The organism is Monashia sp. HAY1-2A, from assembly GCF_056755315.1.
Map to the genome: position 1 here is coordinate 1 of NZ_JBNDHY010000060.1, position 26,057 is coordinate 26,057.

A 26,057-nucleotide genomic window follows, 5' to 3' on the forward strand; every position below is an offset into this window, starting at 1 on the left:
TCCGTCGTCGGCAGCGTCAGATGTGTATAAGAGACAGCCGAAGCGGGGGGACGCGGCCCCTGGCGGTCAGCGGAAGATGGAGGTGATGTACCAGGCGAGGACCGCGACGAGCCCTGCACCGGGGAACGTCAGCACCCACGCGCCGACGATGTTGCCGGCGACGCTCCAGCGGACCGCCGAGACCCGCTTCGTGGCACCGACGCCCATGATCGCCGAGGTGATGGTGTGCGTCGTCGAGATCGGGGCACCGAAGGACAGGCCGGCGACGTAGAGGATCGCCGCGGCGGTCGTCTCGGCCGCGAACCCCTGTGGCGGACCGAGGTCGATGATGCGACGGCCGAGGGTGCGCATGATGCGCCAGCCGCCCGCGTACGTGCCGAGCGAGATGACGATGGCCGACAGCAGGAGGACCCACAGCGGGATGCTGTCGTCCTGGTGGTGGCCGGAGATGTTGAGCGCGAGGACGACGACGCCGGCGGTCTTCGCGGCGTCCTGCAGCCCGTGGCCGAAGGCCATCGCGGCAGCCGAGGCCGTCTGCGCCCAGCGGAACCCGCGCGTGACGCGTCCGGGGTTGGACTCGCGGAAGATCCAGAGGATCGCGGTCATGACGAGGTAGCCGACGATGATGCCGATGACCGGCGAGGCCACCATCGGGATGATGACCTTCTCCCAGATGACGCTCCACTGCACCGCGACGCCGGCGACGAGGGCCGCGCCGCCGAGGCCGCCGATGAGGGCATGGGAGGAGCTCGACGGGAGGCCGAACCACCACGTCAGCAGGTTCCAGCCGGTGGCTCCCACGAGGGCCGCCGCGACGAGCCACAGGCCGTTGACGCCCACCGGCTGCTCGATGATGCCGCTGCCGATGGTCTTGGCGACCTTGGCGCCGAAGAAGGCGCCGAAGAGGTTGGCCACCGCTGCCATGCCCAGGGCGACACGGGGCGTCAGCGCGCGCGTCGAGACCGACGTCGCGATGGCGTTGGCGGCGTCGTGGAAACCGTTGGTGTAGTTGAAGCCCATGGCGAGCGCGATGACCGCGCCCACACCGAGGACCGGGATGGTGGTGTCCATCGGTGGGTCAGGACTCCTTGACCGCGATGCCCTCGACGACGTGGGCGACCTTCTCGAACGCGTCGGCCGCGTTCTCGAAGCCGTCGACGATCGCCTTGACCTTGATGACGTGCACCGCGTCGGGTGAGTTGTTGAAGAGGTTGGCGACCATCTGGCGGTGCAGCGAGTCGGCCTGGTTCTCGAGGCGGTTGATCTCGATCCAGTAGCTCTTGAGGTCCTGCAGCGAGCGCAGGCGCGGCATCGCCTCGGCGGTGACCTCGGCCATCCGCGCGAGGATCTCGAACTGGTCGGCGAGTCCCTCCGGGATGTCACCGAGGCGGTACAGCACGATCAGGTCCGCGGTCTCCTCGATGAGGTCCATGCAGTCGTCGAGGGACGCGGCGAGGTTGTGGATGTCCTCGCGGTCGAACGGCGTGATGAACGAGCTGTTCACCTTGTTGATGAGCTCGTGGGTGGCGTCGTCGGCGGCGTGCTCGAACTCGCGCAGCCGCTCGGCGATGGCCTGGCGCTTCGACGGGTCGTCCTCCAGGAAGCGAGTCAGCTCCCGGGTGGCCTCGACGAGGATCTGGGCCGAGGAGGTGAAGAGCGAGAAAAAGCTCGTGTCCTGGGGTGTGAGGCGAAAACCCACGGGCGTGCTCCGGTCGAGTCGGGGTCTGGTCCGGGGACGATGCTACGGGCAAGTTCGCCGTGCGGCGCAATCGCGGTTCCACCAGGCGTTCACCCCGCGTTCGTCGGCCCGCGGTGGTCTCAACCGGAGGCTGCGTCGCCGACGACGGCGCCCGGCGCCTGGGGCGGATCGGGCAGCGAGGCGCTGCTCGTGGCGTCCTGCCCGGACGATGCTGCAGCGGGGACGCCCGGGACGGCGTCCTCGCTGAGACCGAGGAGCTCGTCGATCTCGGCCTGGGTGAAGTGACGCTCGCTGCCGGAGGCGGCGACGACGAGGTCGGAGACGAGCTCGATCTCGTCTCGGAGTGCAACATCGAGCAGGTCGGCCGACCGCTCCTCCTCGGGCGTCATCCCCCCAGCGTAGATCCGGACGACGCGTCCCGGGCGCGGAAGAAGGGAACGGGATGAGGCCGATCGGGATGGACCCAAGCCGCTCATCGTGGCCCCCTTCCTGCCCCAGCGGGGCGCTGCCGGCCCGGTATCGGACACCGGGTGCGGAGCGCGACCGAGCGCGGTGACGGTGTGACGTCGGGCCGGGAGCGCCTCTCGGCACTGGGCCGCTCGTAGCGGCGGATTTTGGGACCCGGGGCTACCGCGGCCCGACGCGCAATCAAGGATAGGCGCCTCTGCGGCGATCACCAAGATGCGGGCGACCCGTGCCCGTCCCCGCGGGCCCGTGCCGGCGTGGCCGGCCGGTCAGGCGAGGGCGTCGGCGCGCCACAGCCGGGCGGACGCGGCGAGGTCCTCCCCCATCGACAGGACGTTGGCCGCCTGCTCGGCGCTGGCGTCGCCGGAGCCGGTGTCGGCCCGGCCTGCCGCCACGACGCGGCAGAACGCGGCGGCCCGCTCGAGCGCCACCGCGAGGTCACCCTCGAAGACCCCGCGGAGGACCTCGTCGACGAGCCGGCTGACCTCCTGCGGCCCGGGCGGTTCGGCGGCCCCGGCGACGGCGTGGTTCGGGCCCGTGAACCGGATGCCGGCGCGGTACTCACGGCTGGCGTCGTCGGGGGCCCGGTGCACCCACTCGCGCAGCACGTAGAGTCGCCACAGCGCCCCGGGGAGGCTGCGTCCGGGGCGCTGGGACCACAGCTCGGCGATGGTCGACAGGCCGATCTCGTCGACGAGCGCGACGAGCTTGGTGGTGACGGCGGGGTCGGCGGCGGCGCGCCCGGCGTGGACGAGGGCGCGGGCGGTCTCGTGGGCGACGAGGATCTCCTCGGTCGGGTCGTAGGCCCCGCCGTGGGCCTCGAGCGCCGACGGGCTGAAGAACGCCGGACGGCGCGGGGTGCGGTGGTCGCCATCGCTCATCTCGGCAGGCTAACCCTCCGGACCGACCCTCCGCTGCGACCTCGGCGGCGTGCTCGGCCGCGCGCCGGCCGGTTCGACGCCCAGGGGCCTGACCGGCGGCCCGGACGGCTCACGGTCAGAACCGCCCGGACCTGGGGCCGATGGCCGATGCCGGCATCGTCGAGGGGCCCTGCCTACTGCCTACCCACGACGCACGCGCCATGGTCACCCCGGCCGGCTCCGGATCGGTCGGCGGGGCTCCGACGTGCCGCGTGCCGCGGCGACGAACGCGCGCACGAGGTCCGCATCCTTGACGCCGCGGCTCGACTCCACCCCGCTCGACACGTCGACGCCCCAGGGTCGGGCGGCCGCCACCGCTCCGGCGACGTTGAGCGGGTCGAGGCCACCGGCGAGCAGCCAGCGCCCGACGGGCCGACGGCGCTCGAGGGCCGACAGGTCCCACGTGCTGCCCGACCCGGCCACCGGCGCGTCGAGCAGGAGCAGCTCCTCGCCCCAGGCCCCGGCCACGACGTCGGTCGTGTCGGTCAAGGCCGTGGCCCGCCAGACCCGGCCGAACCCGGCTCGTGCCGTTGCGACGTCGTGCGGCGCGTACCCGCCGTGCAGCTGGATGACGCTGACCCCGAGCTCCGAGGCGACCTCCACCGCGCGCTCCACCGGCATCTCCCGGACGACGAGCACGGTGTCGGCTCGGCCGTCGACCGCCTCCACCACGGCCCGGGCCCGGCCCGGCGTCACGTGGCGCGGGCTGCCTTCGCTCATCACCACGCCGACCGCGTCGGCACCCGCGTCGACGGCCACCCGGGCCATGTCGGCATCCCTGAGCCCGCACACCTTGACGTACACGGTCCCAGCCTCTCAGGTGCGACCGAGGCGTCGGTCACGGCGCCATCGCGGCGTAGCCCGAGGCGTCGTGCAGCGCGAGGCCGGCGAACGTCGCGTACGCCGACGCCCCGGCAGTGACCTGGGCGAGCTGGGTCTCCATGTCGGTGCGCGTCCAGCCGAAGAACGTCTGCTTCGTGTCCACGGCCGTGTCGCCGAGGTAGGTGGTCTCCTGACCGAGGCGCACCGGCTTGCCGAGCGCCGCCCCGGCGGTCAGCGCGGCCGCGGCGATGGCGAGGGTGCCGTCGGGGCCCGTGGCCGTGTTGCGGTAGGACATGACCGTCGCGCCGGCGGTGCGCCTCATGATCTCGCGGTCGAGCGTGGAGGCGCTGCCACCTGCGCCCGTGGCGGGAACCTCGTTGAACCAGAAGGGGATGTCCGCCTCGATCGGGGAGGTGCCCGCGCTCGCCCTGAGCTTGTCGAGGAGGGTCAGGTACTTCGCCACGACGGTCGACCGAGATGTGGTCCACGCCGGTGTCGTGTACGGCTCGACGTCCACGTGGATGCCGGTGAACAGCCCGGTGTTCCTGGCCGGCTTGAGCCAGGAGGTGACGACCCACGAGGGGTTGTCGACCCAGCCGGGGTCACCGCCGAGCGCGTCGACGCGGATTCCGGCGGCGCGGGCGCGGGCGACGAGGTCCTTGAGCTCGGGCAGCCGGCTCGAGGTGTTGACGTTCGGCGGGACGGCGACGAAGAGCTGGTCGATGCCGGTCCGGACCGCCAGGTCGACCGTCGCGCCGGGCGTGCTCGTGTCCCACACCCACAGGGCCCGGGTGTCGGCGCCGACCGGCGTCGCCGCGGCAGCCGCCGCAGCGGCAGCGCATGCGGCTGGTGCCGTGGCGAGCACCCCGACGGCGGCGGACACTATCGCGACGCTCGTCATGACGAGGCGGGCGGGCGCGATGCGCTCACGGCGGACGCGACGACTCTGGCGTGAGCGGCTGGCGAACATGCTGGACTCCGGGGCCGTCGGGCTGGGACATGCCGATTGTCCGTAATGGGCCATCACCCCGCGGTGTTTCGCAAGATTCTCGCAAGACTCCCGTCGACGACGCCGGTCGTGGTCCTCGACGAACCGCGCGCCGCGACGACGGCCTTCGGTGCGGTCACGGTCTGGGGTCCTCGCGCAGCTGGGCGCCGCCGCGGGCGAGCCGGACCGCGAGCGTCAGCGCTGCGAGCTGCCCGTGCCCTCGGGGGTCGCCACCGAGCACGTGGAAGATCCGGCGGAGCCGCTTGTGCAGGGACTGACGCTCGAGGAAGAGCAGCTGCGCCGCCTCGGTCGCGTTGCACCCGGTGGAGATCCACACGTCGAGCGTCCTCACCAGCTCGCCGCCGGAGCGCTGGTCGAGGCGGACCAGCTCGCCGAGCGCCTCCTCGACGAGCGCATCGACGACGCCTCGGGACAGTGACCGCTCGGCCATCCGCTCCACGAGGAAGTCGGAGGCGTCGTACACGGTGTCGAAGCCCTTCGCCGAGCGGCCGAGCCGCCAGGTCGTGCGCGCCTCCGACAGCGAGAAGGACGCCTGGCGCACGGTCCGCGCCGTCGGGCCGAGAGCACCCGTGAGCCCGGTGCCCGCGACCGATGCCCGAAGCGCCGTGAGAGCCCGGGCGCGTTCGGCCCGGGTGGGCGCCCGCAGCGGCACGAGGATCTCGAGCCACTCGCCGTGGGCCACGACGAGCGTGGAGGGCAAGGCCCGCCGGGTCCGCTGTTCGGTGTCGACGCGCCCGTCGGCAGGGCGTCGCACCACCGCCATCGCCAGGGGTCCTTCCGGGTCGATGCCGCCTGCCTGGCTCAGCTCGATGAGGCGTTCGCCTCCCCCACCGGCCCCGATGAGCCGCACCAGCTCGTCCTCGGCGAGCCTGGCGAGGCTGGGCCGGCTGTGCCGAGCGAGCGCCAGCGCGACGATGCTGCGGACCCGGGCCAGCACCGTCTCCAGCGTCTCGACGTCGGCTCCGACGCCACCGAGCAGCTCGAGCCGCGCGACGCCGATCCCGCTCACCTCCAGCTCGGCGCCCAGCCGACGGCCGTCACCGGACGTCTCCACGTCCGGCTCGGGCCCGGCCGCCGCGAGCAGGCCGCCGCGGGTGTCGAGCACGCGCACATGGACGTCGAGGGCCTCGGCGATGACGACCAGCAACGGCTCGAGGGCCGTCCCGGAGCTCGCGATGCGCTCGGTGAGCGCGCGGGACAGCTGGTCGGCGACCTGCAGCGCGGCGACCTGCGCGGAGACGATCCGTCGGTTGACCTCCTCGGCGACCTCGACGAACGGGACCACCTGACGCAGCTCGAGAAGCGGCAGGCCGGCCTCCTCGGCGGCCGCGACCAGCTCGGCCGGCAGGTGCCGCCCGGACCCGGCCGTCTCGACGGCGAGCGCGGCGACGCCCCGCCGCCCGAGGCTCCAGACGTACTCGACCTGTGCGGCGGGTTTGAGCGCCAGGAGAGCGACGCCGCCGGTGAGGAGCAGCTCTCCGCCCGACAGCAGCGGCGCGATCTCGAGCACCTCGCTCGAGTGCACCCAGCGCACGCGACTCGTGGCGACCGCGCGCTCCCCGGCAACCACCCGTGGTGCGCCCGGGGCGAGGACGCCGCTGTCCAGGATCTCACTCAGAAGCAGGGACATACCGGCCACGATCCCAGTGCCGGCGACAGGTTGTCACCCATCGACGTTGCCACAGGCGACACTCTGAGGCTGGAAGGGAGGAAACGCGGATCCTACCGTTGTCGGCAGCCGGCATTCATCCGCAGGGGTTTCAACGACGAAAGCAGTCCCCACATGAGCCTTTCCCCGCACAGCACCTCGGAAGAGGTGACGCACACCGTCGAAGACGTGCTCCAGCCCGTCCCGGAGTCTGCTCGCACGACGAAGGTGTCCGGCCAGTTCTGGATCTGGGCCGGCGCCAACGTCGCCCCCATCAACTGGATCCTCGGCGCGCTCGGCATCCACCTCGGCCTCGGTTTCGCCGACACGATGACCGTCCTCGTCGTCGGCAACATCATCGGCATGGTCGGGTTCGGCTTCTTCGTCCTCCTCGGGCAGAAGACCGGCGCCACCGGCATGCTCCTGGCCCGCGGCGCCTTCGGCCGCCGCGGCGCCTACCTGCCGGCCGCCATCCAGGCCGTCGTCGCGGTGGGCTGGTCGGCCGTCAACACGTGGGTCATCCTCGACCTCGTCATGGCGCTGTTCGCCAAGATCGGCTGGGTCGACCCGGACGCGTCCAACCTCGCCTGGAAGATCGGCGTGGCGGCCGTGATCATGAGCATCCAGGTCGGCATCTGCTACCGCGGCTACAGCGCCATCGCGAAGTTCGAGCGCATCACGATGCCGCCCACGATCATCGTGCTCATCGTCATGTCGGTCATCGCCTGGACCCAGCTGCCCATCGACTGGGGCTACGCCGGCCCTCCCGGAAAGGTGCTGACCGGCGGAGAGCGCTGGGCCGCCATGTCGGGCATCATGACCGCGATCGGGATCGGTTGGGGTATCGGCTGGTTCACGTACGCGCCGGACTACTCGCGGTTCGTCTCCAAGCGCATCCCGCAGTGGAAGCTCTACCTCACCTCGGTCCTCGGCCAGTTCCTGCCCGTCGTGTGGCTCGGCGTGCTCGGTGCGAGCCTCGCGACGATGCACGGCACCGCCGACCCCGGTGAGCTCGTCGTCAAGAGCTTCGGCGCCATGGCGATCCCGGTCATCCTGCTCGTCATCCACGGGCCCATCGCCACGAACATCATCAACCTGTACACGTTCGGCGTCGCGTTCCAGGCGCTCGACATCCGCATCGGCCGCAAGAAGCTCTCGGTCATCGTGGGCTGCCTCTCGATGTGCGCCGTCATCGGCTTCCTCTTCGCCGAGGACTTCGCGACGCTCCTCGACAACTGGATCATCGCCATCGCGGCCTGGGTGGCGACGTGGGGCGGCATCATGGCCGTGCACTACTTCGTCTTCGAGCGCCGTCACAAGACCTTCGGCTACCTGTTCGTCAACCCCCGCGACACCCGTCTGAAGTCCGTCAACTGGTCGGCGATCGTCGCCTTCGTCTGCGGCCTCTCCATGACGTGGGTGTTCATGTACGGCGGTCTCCCGGCCTTCCAGGGCCCGGCCGCCACGGCCATGGGCGGGGTCGACCTGTCGTGGCTGGCGGGCACGCTGACCTCCGGGCTGCTCTACCTCGCCCTCGGCTACCCGCGGTTCCGCGACCGCATCCACCACGGCGTGCCGCTGAGCATCAAGACCGACCTGGCCGACGAGGACTACCTGCGCGACCACGGCGACGCGTGCGTCCACGACGCAGACCACGTGGACGCCCCCGGCCAGCCGGCGACGACCCCGGCCGAGGTCCCTGCGCCCCTGCGGTGACGACCTCACCGACCGCGCGGCGGGTGGGGCCGTGCCCGACCCACCCGCCGCAGCGCGCGACCCTGCCCGCACACCCGAGAACCCGCCCAGGAGCAGCCATGCCCACCACCGTCCTCATGGAGGAGCTCGACGCCTTCACCTACCGCGAGCTGATCGGTCGCGGAGCACCGGTCATCGTCCCGGTCGGCGCGATCGAGCAGCACGGACCCCACCTCCCCCTGCAGACCGACGTCATGCTCGCCAAGGCCATGAGCCGGCGTGTCGCCGAGGCCGTCGACGGTGTCGTCGCGGCGCCCGTCGTGTACGGCTACAAGTCGCAGCAGCGCTCCGGCGGCGGCAACCACCTGGCCGGCACGACGAGCCTCGACGCGACGACCGTCATCGCCATCGCCCGGACGCTGACGCTGGAGTTCGCGCGGCACGGTGCCCGCCGGATCGTCTTCCTCAACGGCCACTTCGAGAACTACCAGTTCCTCTACGACGGGGTCGAGCAGGCCACGACCGAGCTGCAGCGGCGCGGCGAGGACGTCTCGGCAGTCCTGTTGTCCTACTGGGACTTCGTCGACGACGAGACGATCGAGGAGATCTACCGCGGCGCGTTCCCCGGCTGGGACGTCGAGCACGGCGGCGTCCTCGAGACCTCGCTGATGCTGCACCTGCACCCCGAGCTGGTCCACCTCGACCGCGTCATGGACCTGCCGGCCGCCCAGCTGCCCCGCTACGACCGGCTGCCCGTCCGTCCGGAGCTGACGCCCGCCTCGGGCTGCCTCTCCTCGGCGGCCGCGGCATCCGTGGGCGCAGGGCGCCTGCTCCTCGAGCGCACCTCGGCCGCGCTCGTGGCGTCGATCGGTGTCGAGCTGGGCCCCCGAGCCGGCGCCGAGCCCGGCCACCGACCCGATGCCGAGCCGTCACGCACCGACCTGGCTCACGCCGTCCCCGGATTCACCACCCTCTGAAGGAGATACACCATGTCCATCGCCACCCCCGTCACCTCGGTCAGCGAGCTCGAGCGGCTCAAGGAGCTGCACAACGGCGCGAAGGTCCCGCTCACCTTCTCCGACGCCGAGTTCGAGCGTCGCCTGACCGGCCTTCGCCGGATCATGGCCGCCAAGGGACTCGATGCCGTCGTGCTGACCTCCTACCACGGCATCAAGTACTACTCCGACTTCCTCTTCACGTACTTCGGCCGCTCGTACGCCCTCGTGGTCACCCCGACCGAACAGGTGACCGTCACCGCCAACATCGACGCCGGAATGCCGTGGCGGCGCAGCTACGGCGAGAACATCGTGTACACCGACTGGCGCCGCGACAACTTCCAGTACGGAGTCCAGGAGGCCCTCGCCCAGCGCGGCATCACGCCCCGCCGGGTCGGCGTCGAGTTCGACACGCTCTCGCTCGACGCCCACGCCAGGCTGCAGGCCGTCCTCGGCGGGGCCGAGCTCGTCGACGTGGCCCAGGACGCGATGCGCCAGCGGATGATCAAGTCCGCCGAGGAGATCGAGGTCATCAAGCACGGCGCCCGCATCGGCGACCTCGGCGGCGAGGCCATCAAGGCTGCGATCCGCGAGGGCATCAGCGAGTACGAGGTGGCCCTCATCGGGACCGAGGCGATGGTGCACGAGATCGCACGGACCTTCCCCGACAGCGAGATCCGCGACACGTGGGTCTGGTTCCAGTCGGGCATCAACACCGACGGCGCCCACAACTGGGCGACCACCCGCAGGCTGCAGCGCGGTGACATCCTGTCGCTCAACTGCTTCCCGATGACCTCCGGCTACTACACGGCCCTCGAGCGGACCCTGTTCCTCGGCGAGCCCGACGCCCGCTCCCTGGAGCTGTGGGAGATCAACGTCGAGGTGCACCGCCGCGGCCTCGAGCTCATCAAGCCCGGCGCCGTCTGCAAGGACATCGCCGCAGAGCTCAACGAGATCTACGTCGGCCACGGCCTCCTGCCGAACCGCACCTTCGGCTACGGGCACTCCTTCGGGGTGCTGTCGCACTACTACGGCCGCGAGGCGGGCCTCGAGCTGCGCGAGGACATCGACACCGTGCTCGAGCCCGGCATGGTCGTCTCGATGGAGCCGATGATCACGGTCCTGGACGGCGAGCCGGGGGCCGGCGGGTACCGGGAGCACGACATCCTCGTGGTCGGGGAGGACGGCGCGGAGAATATCACCGGGTTCCCGTTCGGACCCGAGCACAACATCGTCCCCTGCTGAGCCCGCACCGGCTCCGAGGTCGGTCGGCTCGTCGGACGGCGAGCCGGCCGACGCGTCTCGGGGCTCCTCGCGGGTCCCTGGACGACGGTGGGCGGTGCCTGGCCCCATGACCGCCTGAGGCATACTTGCGCTGGGGATCGCGCTCGGCAGCGACGCGCAGGGCTGTTGTTCCGATCAAGCCGCCGGGAAGCTGCTTCTCACGCCGAACCCTCGGGCCTCTAGCTCAGTTGGTAGAGCGTCGGACTTTTAATCCGCTGGTCGTCGGTTCGAGCCCGACGGGGCCCACCACACGTTCACGTCACCACCCGTGCGCGTCACCACCTCAGGGCAGCGATGCTCCACCGCACATGACGAGCGTCTGCCCGGTGACCATGGCCCCGGAGGGCTCGAGGAGGAAGCGCACGAGCCCGGCGACCTCGGCGGGCTCGACGAGCCGACCGAGCGGTGGCAGGACGGGCGGGGTGGCCGCCCGGTTCGGGTCCTCGAGCATCGGCGTGCGGGTCGGACCGGGCGCCACGACGTTGACCGTGACGCGTCGCGGCGCGAGCTCGGCGGCCCACGAGCGGGCGAGGGCCACGAGCGCCGCCTTCGTCGCGGCGTACTGGCTCTTGCCCGGTACCCCGGTCATCGTCCGGCTGCCGACGAGCACGACGCGGCCGCCGTCGGCGACGTGCTCGATGAGCCCGTCCACGAGCCGTTCGGCGGCTCGGACGTGCACGGCCCACATGCGCTCGCCACCGGCGTGGTCGAGGGCGCCGATGCGCCCGGAGTGCTGAAGTCCCGCGGCATGGACCACGGCGCCCAGACCGCCGCCCGGGGTCGCCCGCACCGCCGCGACGGCGTCGTTGACCGAGGTGACGTCAGTCAGGTCGCAGGCCAGCCACGCGGCGCTGCCCGGGAGGAACCCACGGGTCCGGCTCAGCCCGATGACGTGCCACCCGGCGTCGAGCAGCTCGGCGGCCACGGCGAGCCCGATGCCGGAGCTGGCACCGGTGACGACGGCGGTGCGCGGCGCCGGTCCGGGGGTCCGTCTCGACAAGCCTGCGCTCCCCGGTCCGGTCACGCCGACCCGGTGGACGTCGACCCCGGACGCGTCGACGCGTCCGCGGGCGGTTGCGTGCCATCGGCCCGGCCGGCCTGCGCCACCAACCGGTCGACGGCGTCGGCCGGCACGTGCACGTACCGGATGGCGCGACGGTGCCACGTGTAGGCCAGGTGGAGGTCACCGTCGCGGCCGGCCAGCACCGACGGGTAGGACAGCTCACGGTTGAGCCCGTCGCGCGAGTTGTTCGACAGGCAGTACCCGTCACCGGTCTCGACGTCGAGCAGCGCCGGCCAGGTGCGACCGTCGTCGACGCTGACGCCGAGCGTCATCGGCGCGCGGGGCGCACCCCAGAACGCCCTGGGGCGCTCCTCGGCGCGGTCCACCCGGGCGGGTCCGCCCACGGCGAGGCCACCCGAGGCGGGGCCGCCGGCGGAACCGGGTGCAGGGCCCACATCGGCGAGCACCGGGCCGTGGACGTCCTCCCGGATGCCGTCGTCGTCGATCTCGTCGTAGAGCGAGACCCGGCGCGCCGTGGCGTCGGCGGCACTGCTGCGGTTGAGGACGAGCGCCACCCGGCCGTCGCCGAAGGCGGCCGCCTGGATCGACGAGTTGTTGTTCGGCAGGACGGTCGGCACCGGCCGGCTCCAGGTGCTGCCGCCGTCTGTCGACGTCGTCTCCCACACATGGTCGGCCCACCGGCTGCGGAAGCACGCCCACAGCGATCCGTCCTGTCGCTCGACGATGTTCATGTGCACGCAGCCGAGGGAGCCAGGCACCTCGACGTCGGTCCACGTGGAGCCTCCGTCGTCGCTGACCCGCACCCCGGACGTGTCGGCGTCACCGGCCCACCTCTCCCCCGGCACCGTGACGCAGTTGAAGACGGGCACGAGGATGCGGCCGGTCGGCAGGACGACCGGGGGCTGGCGCACGAACACGCCGCCCTGCTCGGTGGCCGGGAACAGCACGGTCGGCTCGTCCCAGGTCACGCCGCCGTCGCGCGAGATGCGCCGACGCACCTCGGAGGTGTCCTGGTTGCCGGCCAGCTGGGCCGTGTAGAGCAGCCACACCTCCGCGTCGGTGGCGACGAAGAGCACCGGATTCTGCTCCGAGCGCGTCGGGTCGTCGCTGAGCCGCACCGGGGCCCGCCACGTGTCGGACCCGGCGGGCAGCACGGACAGGTACGCCGAGATGTCGGCGACCCCCTCCTGCGTCCCACCGAACCACACGCAGGCCAGGTCGCCGCCGGGCAGCCACGCGAGGTTGGCCGCGTGGCACTGCACGGTCGGCGTGGGCAGCAGCGCCGTCGGGAAGGCATGCGGAAAGGTCGCCTCGTCCCGCACCCGGACGACGCCGTCGGCGACGGGATCGGCGGCGAGCGTCACGACTCCCCCCGGGCAGCCCGCAGGTGCGCGGTCGCCACCTGTTCGAGGTGGACCAGGTCGGAGGACACCGTGGCGAGCGTGAACCCCTGGCCGAGGCGCTTGGCGGCGGCCTCCCCACTGGGCGTGTGGAACCCGGCGGCGATGCCCGCCGTCTGCGCCGCCCGAAGGATGCGCTCGACGGCGGCCTCGAAGACGTCGTCGACGGTCGGGTCGGTCGAGGTCGAGCCACCCACCGCCAGTCGCAGGTCGGACGGGCCGATGTAGAGCCCGTCGACACCGGGGGTCGCCGCGATCCGCTCGACGTTCTCCAGGCCCTGGGGGGTCTCGATCATCACGAGCACGACGGTCGCCTCGTTCGAGGCCGCGGGGTCCGGGCCGATCCGCAGCTGTGAGCGCATCGGGCCGTAGGAGCGGATGCCCTCGGGGCCGTACTTGGCGTACGACACGGCGCGGGCGGCGTCCTCGGCGGTGTTGACGAGCGGCACGATGACCCCGGCAGCCCCGGCGTCGAGAGCCTGCCCGATGAGGAACGGGTCGTTGGCGCCGACCCGGACCATGCCCACCGACTCGCCCCCGGCGTCGATGGCCTGCATCCCGGACAGGATGCCCTTGTAGTCGAGGAGGCCGTGCTGGGCGTCGAAGCACACGTAGTCCCAGCCCACGCGCGCGAGGCGCTCTGTCGACACCGGCGAGTCGATGATGACCCAGTAGCCCAGGATCGGCTCGCGCGAACGGACCCGTCGGGCGTAGTCCAGGACACGGGCGCGGCTGCGCTCCAAGGCGGTCCGAGGGGCCTCCGCCGCGCTCATCGGTTGTATCCCGGCATCGAGCCCAGGAGGGGCGAGCCCGCCTCGTCGCACGCGGCGACGACGTCCTCGGCCAGCGGACCGGCTTGTGCAGCAGTGATGTTGGCCTCCAGCTGATGTGGTTTGGACCCGCCCAGCAGCACCGAGGACACGACCGGCTTGGACAGCAGCCAACGCAGGGCCAGCGCGGGAAGGGTGACACCCGCGTCGGCGGCGACGGCCGACAGGGCGTCGATGACCGCGAACGTCTCGGCGTTCCAGTAGCGGTCCTTGTACATGGTCGACAGTGCCGACGAGCCGAAGCGCCCCTCGGTCGGCGACTCGGTGAAGGTGTGGCGGCCCGTCAGCAGGCCCCCGCCGAGCGGGTTGTAGACGACCGTCGCGAGGTCCTTCGTGGTGGCGAACTCGACGTACTCGGCCTCGATGCGTCGGGCGACGAGGTTGTAGAGCTGCTGGGCGAGCACCGGACGCGGCGTGCCGAGCGCGTCACAGGCGGCGTTGACGTCACCGATCTGCCACGCGGCGAAGTTGGACACGCCGATGGCGCGGACCTTGCCCTCCTTGACGAAGTCGCCCAGGGCGGAGACGGTCTCGTCGATCGGGACGGAGCGGTCGGGCTGGTGCAGGTAGTAGACGTCGATGTGCTCGGTCCGCAGTCGCCGCAGGCTCGCCTCCAGCGAGGACCGCAGGGCGGACGCCGACAGCAGCGGCGCTCCGCCCGCGTCACCGGGGTAGATGCCGGCCTTGGTGGCGAGCGTCACGGCGTCCCGTCGGCCCTGGAGGATCTCCCCGAGCATCTCCTCGCTCGCTCCCCCGGCGTAGCCGTTGGCCGTGTCGACCGAGGTGACCCCGGCCCCGATCGCGACGTCGACCATCGTCCGTGCGGTGTCGAGGTCGACCGTGTCGCCGAACGTCATCGTGCCGAGCACGAGCCGCGGGAGCGGTCGGTCGAGCCCGGGCAGGTCGACGGTGGGCAGGTCGGTCATGCGATCTTCTCGCTCTCTGCCGCACGGGCGGCGGCGATGTGACGGATGAGGTGGCGCGGCTTGAGGCCGGTCATGAGGGCGGGCTCGAGCGCCGAGCGACGCAGCCGCTGCGTGTACTCCTCGCGGGGGCGGGCCAGCAGCTCCTCGGTGGCCCCCTGCTCGACGACACGACCGGCCCGCATGACGAGCGTCTCCTTCGAGATCGCCCGCACGACACCGAGGTTGTGCGAGATGAACAGGTACGTCAGGCCGCGCTCGCGCTGGATCTCGCGGAGCAGCTCGATGACCTGGGCCTGGACCGACACGTCGAGAGCACTTGTCGCCTCGTCGCACACGAGCAGCTCGGGCTCGGAGGCGAGGGCGCGAGCGATGCCGATGCGCTGGCGCTGCCCGCCGGAGAACTCCGGCGGCTTGCGGGTCAGGGCACTCTTCGGCAGGCCGACGAGGTCGAGCAGCTCGGCGGCACGGTCGCGTTGCACCTTCCTCGAGCGCTCGCCACGGACCGCGACCGGTTCGGCGACGATCTGCTGCGCCGTGAGATGCGGGTCCAGCGAGCCGTAGGGGTCCTGGAACACCATCTGGATGCGGTGCCGCAGCGGGCGCAGCGCGCGCTCGGACAGCGTCGCGAGGTCGGTGCCGTCGAGGACGATCGAGCCCGACGTGGGGCGCAGCAGGCGTACGAGGGCCTTGGCCACCGTGGACTTGCCGCAGCCGGACTCACCGACGACGGCGAGCGTCCCGCCCCGCGGCACGCTGAACGACACGTCGTCGACCGCCCGGAAGGTCTCCTTGCCGGTGCGGTACTCGACGACGAGGTTGCTCACCTCGAGCAGCGGAGCCTCAGCCATGGGTCGCCTCCTTGACGCGCGAGGTCGGGTCGGTCGGGTCGGTGGGGCCGGTCGCCGGCGAGGCCGGCTCGTCGGCGACCACGGGTGCCGCGGCGGTCCCAGTGGCGTTCTCCGGCAGGGACGTGTCGGGCTCGCCGGGTCCGCGGTCACGCAGGGCGGGGTCGTCCCACGGGCCCAGCTCGGGGATCGCGCCGAGCAGCTTCTGCGTGTACGGGTGCTGCGGGTGGTCGACGACGTCGGCGACCGGGCCCCCCTCGACGAACGCGCCGTCCTTCATGACGTGGACGCGGTCACTCATGAGCCGGGCGACGCCGAGGTCGTGCGTGATGAGCAGCAGGCCGATACCCGTCTGCTCCTGCAGCTCGAGGAGCAGGTCGAGGATGCCGGCCTGCACCGTGACGTCGAGGGCGCTCGTCGGCTCGTCGGCGACGATGAGGTCGGCGTCGGTGGAGACCGCCATGGCGATGAGGACGCGCTGCAGCATGCCGCCGGACAGCTGGTGGGGGTAGGCGTCGAACTGCTTGCCCGGGTTGCTGATGTGGACGCGCTCCATGAGTGCGAGCGCCCGCTCGCGGGCCTGCGCCTTCGACAGCTTGGGGTACTTGACCTGGACCGCCTCGACCATCTGGGCGCCGATGCTCCGGATCGGGTTGAGGGCCGTCATCGGGTCCTGGGGCACGAGCGCCACGGACCGGCCGCGCAGGGCGTCGATGACCTTGCGGCTGCCCGTGACGTCCTGGCCGTCGATGCGGGCCTCGCCGGAGATGACGGCGAGGTCGTCGGGCAGCAGCCGCAGGATCGCCATGGCCGTCGTCGACTTGCCCGACCCGGACTCGCCGATGATCGTCACGGTCTCGCCCCGGTCCACGCTGAAGGTGACGCCGTCGACGGCGCGCACGACGCGGTCGAGGGTGATGAGCTCGACCTGAAGGTCCTTGACCTCGAGCAGGGCCATCACGCCTCCTTCGAACGCCGGACGCGGTCGCGCAGGCCGTCGCCGAGCAGGTTGACGCCGACGACGAGCAGCGCGATGACGATGCCTGGGACGGTGACGAGCCACCACCTGCCCGTGACGAACAGCTCCCGGCCGTCGCTGATGATGCCGCCCCACGTGGGGTAGGGCCGCTGGACGCCGGCGCCGAGGAACGCGAGCGCGCTCTCGAGCAGCACCGCCTGGGCGAGCAGCAGGAGCACGACGACGAGCACCTGCTGGAGGATGTTGGGGATGACGTGTCTGGCGATGATCGCGACCCGGTGCAGGCCGAGGACGCGCGACGCCGCGACGTACGGCTTCTCCCTCTCGACGAGCACGAGCGCCCGCGTGATGCGAGCCGGTTCCGGCCACTGGGCGAAGGCGATGACCGCCGTGATGACGACGATCGACGGGCCGAAGAGGCCGACGACGAGCAGGAGCATGAGCAGCAGCGGCAGCGACATCTGGGCCTCGAGCAGGCGCGAGACGATGGTGTCGGTCCAGCCCCCGAAGTAGCCGGCAGCCGCGCCCGCGGCGATGCCGACGAGGCCCGACACGATGATGGCGAGGCAACCGATGAGCAGGGAGGTCTGCCCGCCGTGCAGGACCCGCGAGAGCAGGTCGCGGCCGTTCGGGTCGGTGCCGAGGAGGTGGCCGGGGCTGAACGGCGGCAGGGCCGACTCGCTCAGCTGGCCCACGATGGGATCCGGCAGCGGCAGCCACCGGGCGAGGAGGACGGGAACCACGACGAGCCCGGCGCTGATCGCCCCGGCCCAGATCTTGATCGTGCTGTACCGGGCGCGTCGGGCCGCGGCCGACCGGCGGCGCAGCTGCGCGGTCACGGCCGAGGGGCTCGCCGTGCGGGTGCCGAGGTCCGGGCGCGTCGGCACGTCCTCCGTGCTGGCTGCGGTGCTCATGAGGTGGCCTCTCCGAGTCGGACCCGCGGGTCCATGAGCGGGTAGAGCAGGTCGACGACGAGCTGCACGAGCAGCGCGAGCACGACAGTGACGAGGACGGTGGCCTGGATGAGCGGGAAGTCGCGCTGCTTGAGGGCGTTGACGACGAGCTCACCGACCCCCGGCCACTTGAAGACGACCTCGACGATGACGACGCCGTTGAGCATCGCGGCGAAGCGCGTGCCGAGCGCCGTCACGACGGGGATGGCCGAGTTGCCGAAGGCGTGCCCCCAGACGAGGCGGCGCTCGGGCACACCGCGCGACCGGGCGACCGTGAGGTAGGGCGCCGTGAGGTTGGCGACCATCTCTCGGCGCACGAGACGCGAGATGAGCGCCACCTGCAGGATCGCGATGGTCACCGTCGGCAGGATGATCGCGCTCACCGTGTCGAACCCGGCCGGCGCGAACCAGCCGAGGTTGACGGCGAAGACGATGAGCAGGACGAAGCCGATCCAGAAGTCCGGCATCGACTGGCCCGCGATAGTGGCGATGTTCGCCCCGAGCTCGGGACCGGTGTTGGCGCGGCGGGCCATCCACACCCCGAGCGGGATCGCGACGACCGTCGTGAGCAGGATGGCCGCGACCGCCAGGGTGATGGTGTAGGGCAGCCGCTCCATGACGACGTCGAGGGCCGGCTGCTTGAAGAAGAACGACGTGCCGACGTCCCCGTGGAACAGGTGTGACAGGAAGGTCGCGAACTGGACCCAGATCGGCTGGTCGAGCCCGAACTCCCGGCGGATCGCCTCGAGCTGGGCCGACGTGGGGTTCGGTGGTGCGTAGTTGGCGGCCGGGTCGCCCGGGGCGAGGCGCAGCAGCACGAAGACCGACGCGGTCGCCAGGAAGGCGGTCAGGACCGTCTGCCCGATGCGCTTGAGGACGTAGTTCAGCATGGGGTCACCTGCAGGTGGGGCGCGTCACGCGGAGACGGTGACGGACCCGAGGTCGTAGGAGTTGATGGCGCGCAGCTTGAGCGTGGTGACGCGCTTGCGCTTGGCGAGGACGTTGTTCGGCGTCCAGGCCCACAGGGCCGGCCACGTGGCCCAGATCTTCTCCTGGGCCTGCTTGAGCAGCTCGTCGCGCTTCGTCTCGTCGGCCTCGGCACCGGCCTGGTCGAGGATCGCGACGATGTCGGGGAAGACGTAGCCCTGGTAGGTGTCCTTGGTCTTCTCCTTGGCGGGCGTGCCGCCGTACTGGCCGACGAGGTTGGTCAGGGCCAGGCCGGTCTGGTTGCCGTAGCCGTTCGCGAGCACGTCCCAGTCTCCCGCCTCGCCACGGCGCCAGGCGTTGATCTCGCCGCCCTTCGGGATCATCTTCAGGGTGGCCGTGACGCCGACGGCGGCGAGCATCTGCGAGATGGCCTCGAGGACGCGCGAGGCGCCGGCGAACTCGGAGTCCTCCCAGATGAAAGTCAGCTTGAGGTCGGAGACCCCCGCGTCGGCCAGCATCTTCTTGGCCTTGGCCGGGTCGTACACGTACTCGCCGGTCTTGGCGTAGCCCGCGAGAGTCTTGGGCACGACGCCCTCGGCCGAGCTGACCTGGCCGTTCATGAGGGCCTTGATGAGCGAGTCGTGGTCGATCGCGTAGGTCAGCGCCTCGCGGACCCTCGGGTCGGCGAGGGGGTGGCCGGCGGGCTTGCGGAAGTTGTAGAAGAGGTGGATCAGGCGGGTGCCGGGCGTCTCGATGACGTCGACGTCGGCGTTCGTCTTGAGCGAGGCCGCGGACTCGGGCGTGATGGTGTCGATGACGTCTGCCTGGCCGGAGGTGATGGCGATGACGCGCGCGCCCTCCTCCTCCTGGTAGGAGACGTTGACCTCCTCGAGCTTGGCCTTCTCGCCCCAGTAGTTCTCGTTGCGGGTGAGGCGGTACGTGCCGGTGCCGGTGTCGGCCGAGGCGATGACGAACGGGCCCGTGCCGAGGCCGGTCGACAGCTCCTCGGCCTTGTTGTCCTTGGCCGGCGTGATGAGGATGTTCGACATCAGCGAGTTGAGGGAGACGACGGGGACCTTGGTCGTCAGCGTGAAGGTCTTGTCGTCGACCTTGCTGAAGGTCGGCTGCTCGGGGAACTGGGAGGCGACGTAGCCGGCCGGCACCTGGAAGTAGAGCTTGAGGGCGGTCTCGACGTCCTCCACGGTGACCGGGGACTTGTCGGAGTAGTGGATCCCGCTGCGCAGCTTGACGGTCCACTCCGTGGGCTTGGTCTGCTCGAACGACTCGGCCAGGACGAGCTCGGGCTTGAGGTCGTCACCGATCTTGGTGAGGGCCTCGCGCACCGCACGCTGGACCGTGACCGCCGCGTCGTACTGGTTCAGCTTGTTGTCCAGGCTGACGAGGTTGCGGTTGAGCACGATGCTCAGCTTGCCTCCCGCGGCGGCGGCACCACCGGTGCTCGCGTTCGTCGCCGACTTCGGGCCCGCGCACGCCGCGATCGCGGGGGCGAGGAGCGCCCCGGCGCCCGCGAGGGACGCGAACTTCAGCATCGACCGGCGGGAGACCTCGCGCACCGGCTGGTCGGGCTGGGGAAGCGGTGCTGGCGTGTGGGGCATCTGGACTCCTCGTTGAGTTGGCCGAGACCGCAACTGCGCGTTGTGCGCCGTTCGGGATGACCCAACCGTCGCACCATTGCGCGAAATGCGCAAGACCTGTACCGTCAATTTTCACGAGCAAGCCTCGCTGCACAGCCGCTCCCCCGCCGGGCGAGATGGTCGCGGACGCTTGGCTCAACAAGGGGCAGGGACGCCCGAAGCCTTGTCTCACAAGAACTTTTCCGACATTCGGAGGACGGGAGGCACGATGCGAAGCACGCCGGAGCTCGCCGTCGTCGCCGACGACCTCAGCGGTGCCGCCGAGTGCGCTGCGCACGGACTCTTGCGCGTTTCGCGCAGTGTTCCGCTCCGCCTCCTGGCGACGACCGACGGCACGACGACGGCCGCCGCCGTCGCTGACGGGTCGGCCCGTGTCGTCGTCGTCGACACGGACGCGCGTACCCTCGACGACGCAGCCGCCCGCGACCGAGTCCGGGCCGCAGGCGATCTCGTGTCCGGTGCTTGCGTCGTGGTCCAGAAGGTCGACTCGCTCCTGCGCGGCAACGTCGCGGCCGAGGTCGCGGCGCTCGCCGAGCGTCTGGGCCGCACGCCGGTCATCGCCGTCGCCAACCCGGCCCTCGGACGGACGGTCACGGGCGGCGTCCTCCACGTCGGCGGTGCGCCGTTGCACGAGACGACGCTCTGGGCGGTCGAACCCACCCCGCCACCGACGAGCATCGCCGAGGCGTTGCGCACGATGCGCACGGCCCTCGTGCCGCTCGACGCCGTCCGCGGCGAGGTGGCGACTCTGGCGGACGCGCTGCGGCAGGCCGTCGCCGAAGGCTGCGCCCCCGTCTGCGACGCCCGGTACGACGCCGACCTCGATGCCGTCGTGGCCGCGGCACAGACCGCGTTCGGCACGCCGCTGCTCGTCGGTTCCGGTGCCCTGACCGCCGCCGCGGTGCGCGCCCTTCCGGGGCCCGGAGGGGACGGGGCACCGGCGGAGGCGTCGCGCCCGGACGCGTCGGCCAGGCCCGGGTCGTTCCCTGGGCTCCCCCACGTCGGCTCGCTGCTCATGGTGCTCGGCACCCGCACGGACACCGTCGCGGCGCAGCTCGACGAGGTCAGCCCCCTGGCGACGAGCCAGCTGCTCGTCGACCCGACGATGCTCCTGTCCGACCCGGCCGCCGTGCGGAGCGAGGTGGAGGCGCTCGGACGCGAGGGCCTCGCCCTCGTCGCGGTGGACCCGGCCGCCCACCCCGACCCCACCGCATCCACCCGCATCGTGGCAGCGCTCGCCGACGCCGTCGCCGCCGTCGCGGACGGCTTCGACGCCGTCTTCCTCGCCGGCGGCCAGACGGCACGCGCCGTCCTCGACCGGCTCGGCACCGACGAGCTGGAGGTCGTCGCCTCGCTCGGCAGCGGCACCGTCGTGAGCCTGCGTCGCACCACCGACGGCCTCACGACACCCACCCGTGTCGTCGTGACCCGGCCCGGCAGCTTCGGCGACGCCGACGCCCTGCGCCACGTCGCCGAGCAGCTCCTGGCGACGGCCGCTCCGCTCCCTGCACGCCCTGCATCATCCCTGCCCCCAGAAACCGACTCACCCCACCCCCCGTCGCGCACCCGCGCCACTACCGAGGAGAACCGATGAGCCCCGTCCTACCCCGCATCGCCGTGACCATGGGCGATGGCGCCGGCATCGGTCCGGAGATCATCGTCCGAGCACTGGCCGAGCCGGAGGTCTCCGGGCTCGCGCGGACGGTCGTCGTCGGCGATGCGCTGCGGCTCAAGCAGGCCGCCGACATCGTCGGTGCGGCCGTCGACATCGTCACGGTCAACGACGTGGAGGAGGCCGAGCAGGTCCCCGGCCGGATCAACGTCATCGACCTCGGGATGCTGCCGGCCGACCTGCCGTTCGGGCAGCTGTCGGCCGTCGCCGGCAACGCCGCGTACCACTACGTCCGCGTCGCCGCCCAGCTCGCCATGGCCGGCAAGGTGCAGGCCATCTGCACGGCGCCGCTCAACAAGGAGGCGCTGCACGCCGGCGGCCATGTCTTCCCCGGCCACACCGAGCTGCTCGCCCACCTCACCGGCACCCCCGAGGTCTCGATGATGCTCTCGACCGAGAAGGTCAAGGTCATCCACGTCACGACCCACATCGGGCTCCTCGACGCCGTCGAGCGCATCGAGCCGGGCCTCGTCGAGAGGGTCATCCGCCGCGGCCACAAGGCGCTCGTCGACGCCGGCACCCCGAACCCCAAGATCGGCGTCTGCGGCATCAACCCGCACGCCGGCGAGAACGGGCTCTTCGGCCACGGCGAGGAGGAGACCAAGATCAACCCCGGCGTCGAGGCCTGCCGCGCCGACGGCATCGACGTGCACGGTGCGCTGCCCGCGGACACGCTCTTCTTCCTCGCCGGCCGGGGCGACTACGACCTCGTCGTCGCGATGTACCACGACCAGGGCCACGGGCCGGTCAAGGTCCTCGGCCTCGAGGCCGGCGTCAACGTCACCATCGGCCTGCCGGTCATCCGCACCTCGGTCGACCACGGCACGGCGTTCGACATCGCCGGCAAGGGCATCGCCGACCACCGCTCGATGATCGAGGCGTTGCGGCTCGGCGCGGAGATGGCGCCGCGGCCCGCCGACGCCTAAGGTGCCGCTCGTGGCGAAGCAGAGCGCACAGACCCGCCGTGGCGAGATCGTGCGTCTTGCCACGACCAGCGGCCTGGCCAGCGTCGAGGACCTCTCGGACCAGCTGGGCGTCACGCCGTCGACCATCCGTCGCGACCTCGCGAAGCTGACCGCACAGGGCAAGCTCGCCCGGACCTACGGCGGCGTCATGAGCCTCTCGCACCACCCTGAGGCCTCGCTGCGGCAGCGGCTCGGCGAGGCGCACGAGGCCAAGCGCGACATCGCGCGGTGGGCCGCGGCGCAGGTCGAGCCCGGAGAGACGGTCCTGCTCGACGCCGGTTCCACGACGGGCGCGCTCGCCGACGCCATGAGCCGCACCCCGTCGCTGACCGAGCTCACCGTCGTCACAGCCGGCATCAGCGCCATGTCGACCCTCGCCGAGCGCCCCGGCATCGAGGTCATCGCCCTGGGTGGGCGGCTCCGCCCGCTGAGCCAGGCGTTCGTCGGGCCGCTCGCCGAGGCCGCGGTCCAGCGGCTGTCGTTCGACCGTGCCTTCATGGGGGCCGACGCCGTCCACGCCGAGCGAGGCATCTGCGAGGCCGACCTCGAGCAGACGCGGCTCAAGGAGCTGATGATGAGCCGTGCGGAGCACACCTACGTCCTCGCGCACGCGGACAAGATCGGCCAGTCCCCGTTCCACGCGTGGGCCGTCATGCCGTCCCGATGGACGCTCGTCACCGACGCGTCGGCCGACCCGGACCGGCTCGAGCGGTTCCGGGCCAACGGCGTGGAGGTCGTGGTCGCCCCGCGGCGCGGCTGACCCCGTCGGCCCCGCCCAGGTCTCGGCGTCAGTAGTCCAGCGGGCGGGAGATGACCCAGTCCCGCACCTCGGGCAGGTCCTCGAGGTGCTCGACGATGTACTCGCCGTGCCGCGCCAGCTGCCTCTGGCACCAGGCCTGGAGGTCGCTCGCACCGCGCACCTGACGGCCGGCGTTGTTGATGGCGTCCATGACGAGGTGGTACCGGTCGACCTCGTTGCGCACGACCATGTCGAAGGGTGTGGTCGTCGTGCCCTCCTCCTTGAAGCCGCGCACGTGGAACCGGTCGGCGTCGGGCCGGCCGTGGACGAGCTGGTGGATGGCGCCGTGGTACCCGTGGAAGGCGAAGACGACGTCGACGTGGTCGGTGAACAGCTCCGCGAAGCGCACGTCGTCCATGCCGTGGGGGTGGCTGCGGGGGCGGGACAGGGTCATCAGGTCGACGACGTTGACGACCCGAACCCGTAGCTGCGGCAGGCGTTCCCGCAGGATGTGCGCGGCCGCCACGACCTCCATGGTCACGACGTCGCCGGCGCAGGCGAGCACGATGTCGGGGTCCCGGTCACCGTCGTCGGTGCCGGCCCAGTCCCACGTGCCAGCGCCGACCCTGCAGTGCTCGACGGCCTCGTCGATCGTGAGCCACTGCGGCTGCGGCTGCTTGTCGATGACGATGCAGTTGACGTAGTTGCGCGAGCGCAGGCAGTGGTCCGCCACGGAGAGAAGGCAGTTCGCGTCGGGTGGTAGGTAGATGCGGGCCACCTCGCCCCGGGCGTTGAGGACCGTCTGCACGAGGCCGGGGCCCTGGTGGGAGAAGCCGTTGTGGTCGTTGCGCCACGCGGTCGAGGTCAGCAGGATGTTGAGGCTCGGCACCGCAGCGCGCCAGTCGAGCCGACGCGCCTCCTGCAGCCACTTGCTGTGCTGCACCGTCATCGAGGCGCTGACCATCGCGAACGCCTCGTACGTGGCGAACAGCCCGTGCCGGCCGGTCAGCGTGTAGCCCTCCAGCCAGCCGTGGCAGCTGTGCTCGGAGAGCACCTCCATGACCCGGCCGTCATGGGCCAGGTGGTCGTCACCGGGGTCCACCCGTTCGGCCAGCATCCGGTTCTCCACGTCGAACACGGCATCGAGGCGGTTGCTGTGCGTCTCGTCGGGGCAGAACAGCCGGAACGTCGTGGGGTTGCGGCGGTAGGTCTCGCGCAGCAGCTCGCCGAGGGCCCGGGTGGACTCGGCACGCGTCGCGGCCGGCTGCGGGACGTCGCGGGCGAAGTCGCGGAAGTCGGGCAGGTCGAGCGGCCGCGTGAGCAGGCCGCCGTTGGCGTGCGGCGAGGCACTCATCCGCAGCTCACCCTCGGGGTTGGCCGCCCGGACGAGGTCCACCGGCGCGCCGGTGTCGTCGAAGAGCTCCTCGGGCCGGTAGGAGCGCATCCACTCCTCGAGGAGGCGCAGGTGGTCAGGGTCGTCGCGCACGCCCGACAGCGGCACCTGGTGCGCGCGGAAGGTGCCCTCGACCCGGACCCCGTCGACCTCGACGGGCCCGGTCCAACCCTTCGGCGTGCGGAGTACGACGAGCGGCCAGCGCGGACGCGTGCCGGCCCCTTGCGAGCCGCGGCCCCGCGCGGCGTCCTGGATCGTCGTGATGCGCTCGTAGGCCGTCGCGAGGGTCGCGGCGAAGCGCTCGTGCATCCCGGGCACGTCGGCCCCCTCGACCTCGAGGACCTCGTAGCCGTGCCCCTCGAGGAGGCTGCGCACCTCGCCGGGGTCCTTGCGGCCGAGCACGGTCGGGCCGGCGATCTTGGCCCCGTTGAGGTGCAGGACCGGCAGCACCGCGCCGTCGCGGGCCGGGTCCAGGAACGAGATTCCCTTCCAGGACCCTTCGAGCGGGCCGGTCTCGGCCTCGCCGTCGCCGACGACGGCGAGGGCGAGCAGGTCGGGGTTGTCCATGACGGCCCCGAAGGCGTGGACGAGGACGTAGCCCAGCTCACCCCCCTCGTGGATCGACCCGGGCGTCGTCACCGACACGTGGCTCGGGATGCCACCGGGTGCCGAGAACTGCCGGAAGAGGCGACGCATCCCCTCGGCGTCCTGCGTCACGCGGGGGTACACCTCGGTGTACGTGCCCTCGAGGTAGCCGGCGGCGACGAGGGCCGGGCCACCGTGGCCGGGCCCGGTGAGGTAGATCGTCTGCTGGCCGGTGTGCCGCACGAGACGCGACACGTGTGCGTAGACGAACGACAGGCCGGGGCTCGTGCCCCAGTGCCCGAGCAGGCGCGGCTTGATGTGCTCGGCGGCGAGCGGCTGGCGGAGCAGGGCGTTGGCCTGCAGGTAGATCTGGCCGATGGTGAGGTAGTTGCTGGCGCGCCACCAGGCGTCCAACGACGCGATCTCCTCGGCGGTGGGAGGGGGCAGGGTCGTCGTGCGCATCGCGTCACCTCTCGGTCAGGGGTACCGTGCCGGCCCCTCGACTCTCACCGACCGCCGAGCCGCACGCAAGGGACGCCAAGTCGCGCCGGTGAGACCGGACGGCAGGCGCGCGTCCGGGCACGGCAGGGGGCCGGTCCCGGTGGGACCTGTCTCTTATACACATCT

At 71.7% G+C, this 26,057-nt stretch carries 23 protein-coding genes and 1 tRNA gene; 7 read left to right on the plus strand and 17 right to left on the minus strand.

Annotation, left to right across the window (positions count from 1 at the left end; all coding sequences use genetic code 11):
- Nucleotides 1-66 precede the first annotated feature (66 nt).
- The 7 genes from ACPYOM_RS10800 to ACPYOM_RS10830 all read right to left on the minus strand — a co-directional run bounded on the left by ACPYOM_RS10800 (nt 67) and on the right by ACPYOM_RS10830 (nt 6,545).
- Nucleotides 67-1,071, minus strand: a complete 1,005-nt coding sequence (locus ACPYOM_RS10800; RefSeq protein WP_481343594.1) for an inorganic phosphate transporter — start codon at nt 1,069-1,071, stop codon at nt 67-69.
- 7 nt (nt 1,072-1,078) lie between these two features.
- Nucleotides 1,079-1,699, minus strand: a complete 621-nt coding sequence (locus ACPYOM_RS10805) for a DUF47 domain-containing protein (RefSeq protein ID WP_481343595.1) — start codon at nt 1,697-1,699, stop codon at nt 1,079-1,081.
- 119 nt (nt 1,700-1,818) lie between these two features.
- Nucleotides 1,819-2,088 carry a hypothetical protein gene (locus ACPYOM_RS10810; RefSeq protein ID WP_481343596.1) on the minus strand — a complete coding sequence of 90 codons (270 nt, stop codon included), beginning with the start codon at nt 2,086-2,088 and terminating at the stop codon, nt 1,819-1,821.
- A gap of 345 nt (nt 2,089-2,433) precedes the next feature.
- Nucleotides 2,434-3,045, minus strand: coding sequence for a hypothetical protein (locus ACPYOM_RS10815; RefSeq protein WP_481343597.1), 612 nt, complete (start codon nt 3,043-3,045; stop codon nt 2,434-2,436).
- 204 nt (nt 3,046-3,249) lie between these two features.
- Complete coding sequence (locus tag ACPYOM_RS10820; protein ID WP_481345937.1) at nt 3,250-3,888, minus strand: phosphoribosylanthranilate isomerase; 639 nt, start codon at nt 3,886-3,888, stop codon at nt 3,250-3,252.
- Nucleotides 3,889-3,922: 34 nt separating this feature from the next.
- Entirely contained in the window at nt 3,923-4,876 is a 954-nt protein-coding gene (locus ACPYOM_RS10825; protein WP_481345938.1) for a hypothetical protein, read from the minus strand.
- A gap of 154 nt (nt 4,877-5,030) precedes the next feature.
- Complete coding sequence (locus tag ACPYOM_RS10830; protein ID WP_481345939.1) at nt 5,031-6,545, minus strand: PucR family transcriptional regulator; 1,515 nt, start codon at nt 6,543-6,545, stop codon at nt 5,031-5,033.
- A gap of 153 nt (nt 6,546-6,698) precedes the next feature.
- Here ACPYOM_RS10830 and ACPYOM_RS10835 point away from each other — a divergent pair, with 153 nt between their 5' ends.
- From ACPYOM_RS10835 to ACPYOM_RS10850, 4 genes are all read left to right on the plus strand, one after another.
- On the plus strand, nt 6,699-8,279 hold the full coding sequence (locus ACPYOM_RS10835) for a purine-cytosine permease family protein (RefSeq protein ID WP_481345940.1): 1,581 nt from the start codon (nt 6,699-6,701) through the stop codon (nt 8,277-8,279).
- A gap of 98 nt (nt 8,280-8,377) precedes the next feature.
- Nucleotides 8,378-9,235, plus strand: coding sequence for a creatininase (locus ACPYOM_RS10840; protein ID WP_481345941.1), 858 nt, complete (start codon nt 8,378-8,380; stop codon nt 9,233-9,235).
- Between the two features lie 12 nt (nt 9,236-9,247).
- On the plus strand, nt 9,248-10,498 hold the full coding sequence (locus ACPYOM_RS10845) for a M24 family metallopeptidase (RefSeq protein WP_481345942.1): 1,251 nt from the start codon (nt 9,248-9,250) through the stop codon (nt 10,496-10,498).
- A gap of 212 nt (nt 10,499-10,710) precedes the next feature.
- Nucleotides 10,711-10,786, plus strand: a tRNA-Lys gene (locus tag ACPYOM_RS10850).
- A 34-nt stretch (nt 10,787-10,820) separates the two neighbouring features.
- Here the strand turns inward: ACPYOM_RS10850 and ACPYOM_RS10855 are convergent.
- The 9 genes from ACPYOM_RS10855 to ACPYOM_RS10895 are packed head-to-tail and all read right to left on the minus strand — an operon-like array spanning nt 10,821 to nt 20,037.
- A complete protein-coding gene (locus ACPYOM_RS10855; protein ID WP_481345944.1) occupies nt 10,821-11,537 on the minus strand; it encodes an SDR family NAD(P)-dependent oxidoreductase in 717 nt (238 codons plus the stop codon).
- A 20-nt stretch (nt 11,538-11,557) separates the two neighbouring features.
- Nucleotides 11,558-12,925: a sialidase family protein gene (locus tag ACPYOM_RS10860; protein ID WP_481345945.1), complete on the minus strand. Its 1,368-nt coding sequence runs from the start codon at nt 12,923-12,925 to the stop codon at nt 11,558-11,560.
- Nucleotides 12,922-13,734, minus strand: a complete 813-nt coding sequence (locus ACPYOM_RS10865; RefSeq protein WP_481343818.1) for an HpcH/HpaI aldolase family protein — start codon at nt 13,732-13,734, stop codon at nt 12,922-12,924. The genes ACPYOM_RS10860 and ACPYOM_RS10865 overlap by 4 nt, the downstream gene beginning before the upstream one ends.
- Nucleotides 13,731-14,717: an aldo/keto reductase gene (locus tag ACPYOM_RS10870; RefSeq protein ID WP_481345946.1), complete on the minus strand. Its 987-nt coding sequence runs from the start codon at nt 14,715-14,717 to the stop codon at nt 13,731-13,733. Before ACPYOM_RS10870 ends, ACPYOM_RS10865 begins: the two co-directional genes overlap by 4 nt.
- Nucleotides 14,714-15,565, minus strand: coding sequence for an ATP-binding cassette domain-containing protein (locus tag ACPYOM_RS10875; protein WP_481345947.1), 852 nt, complete (start codon nt 15,563-15,565; stop codon nt 14,714-14,716). The genes ACPYOM_RS10870 and ACPYOM_RS10875 overlap by 4 nt, the downstream gene beginning before the upstream one ends.
- Nucleotides 15,558-16,520, minus strand: coding sequence for an ABC transporter ATP-binding protein (locus tag ACPYOM_RS10880; RefSeq protein WP_481345948.1), 963 nt, complete (start codon nt 16,518-16,520; stop codon nt 15,558-15,560). The genes ACPYOM_RS10875 and ACPYOM_RS10880 overlap by 8 nt, the downstream gene beginning before the upstream one ends.
- Complete coding sequence (locus ACPYOM_RS10885) at nt 16,520-17,455, minus strand: ABC transporter permease (RefSeq protein WP_481342605.1); 936 nt, start codon at nt 17,453-17,455, stop codon at nt 16,520-16,522. The genes ACPYOM_RS10880 and ACPYOM_RS10885 overlap by 1 nt, the downstream gene beginning before the upstream one ends.
- Nucleotides 17,452-18,384, minus strand: a complete 933-nt coding sequence (locus ACPYOM_RS10890; protein WP_481342603.1) for an ABC transporter permease — start codon at nt 18,382-18,384, stop codon at nt 17,452-17,454. The genes ACPYOM_RS10885 and ACPYOM_RS10890 overlap by 4 nt, the downstream gene beginning before the upstream one ends.
- Before the next feature lie 24 nt (nt 18,385-18,408).
- Nucleotides 18,409-20,037, minus strand: coding sequence for an ABC transporter substrate-binding protein (locus ACPYOM_RS10895; RefSeq protein ID WP_481345949.1), 1,629 nt, complete (start codon nt 20,035-20,037; stop codon nt 18,409-18,411).
- Between the two features lie 247 nt (nt 20,038-20,284).
- Here ACPYOM_RS10895 and ACPYOM_RS10900 point away from each other — a divergent pair, with 247 nt between their 5' ends.
- Genes ACPYOM_RS10900 through ACPYOM_RS10910 form a run of 3 tightly spaced genes read left to right on the plus strand, consistent with a single transcriptional unit; the run spans nt 20,285 to nt 23,473 of the window.
- Nucleotides 20,285-21,670 (plus strand): four-carbon acid sugar kinase family protein, encoded by a 1,386-nt coding sequence (locus tag ACPYOM_RS10900; protein ID WP_481345950.1) that lies wholly within the window; start codon nt 20,285-20,287, stop codon nt 21,668-21,670.
- A complete protein-coding gene (pdxA, locus tag ACPYOM_RS10905; protein WP_481345951.1) occupies nt 21,667-22,674 on the plus strand; it encodes a 4-hydroxythreonine-4-phosphate dehydrogenase PdxA in 1,008 nt (335 codons plus the stop codon). Before ACPYOM_RS10900 ends, pdxA begins: the two co-directional genes overlap by 4 nt.
- A gap of 10 nt (nt 22,675-22,684) precedes the next feature.
- Nucleotides 22,685-23,473: a DeoR/GlpR family DNA-binding transcription regulator gene (locus tag ACPYOM_RS10910; protein ID WP_481345952.1), complete on the plus strand. Its 789-nt coding sequence runs from the start codon at nt 22,685-22,687 to the stop codon at nt 23,471-23,473.
- A 28-nt stretch (nt 23,474-23,501) separates the two neighbouring features.
- On the opposite strand, the gene ACPYOM_RS10915 is transcribed toward ACPYOM_RS10910, so the two are convergent.
- Nucleotides 23,502-25,892, minus strand: a complete 2,391-nt coding sequence (locus ACPYOM_RS10915; RefSeq protein WP_481345953.1) for a phosphoketolase family protein — start codon at nt 25,890-25,892, stop codon at nt 23,502-23,504.
- Between the last annotated feature and the right edge of the window lie 165 nt (nt 25,893-26,057).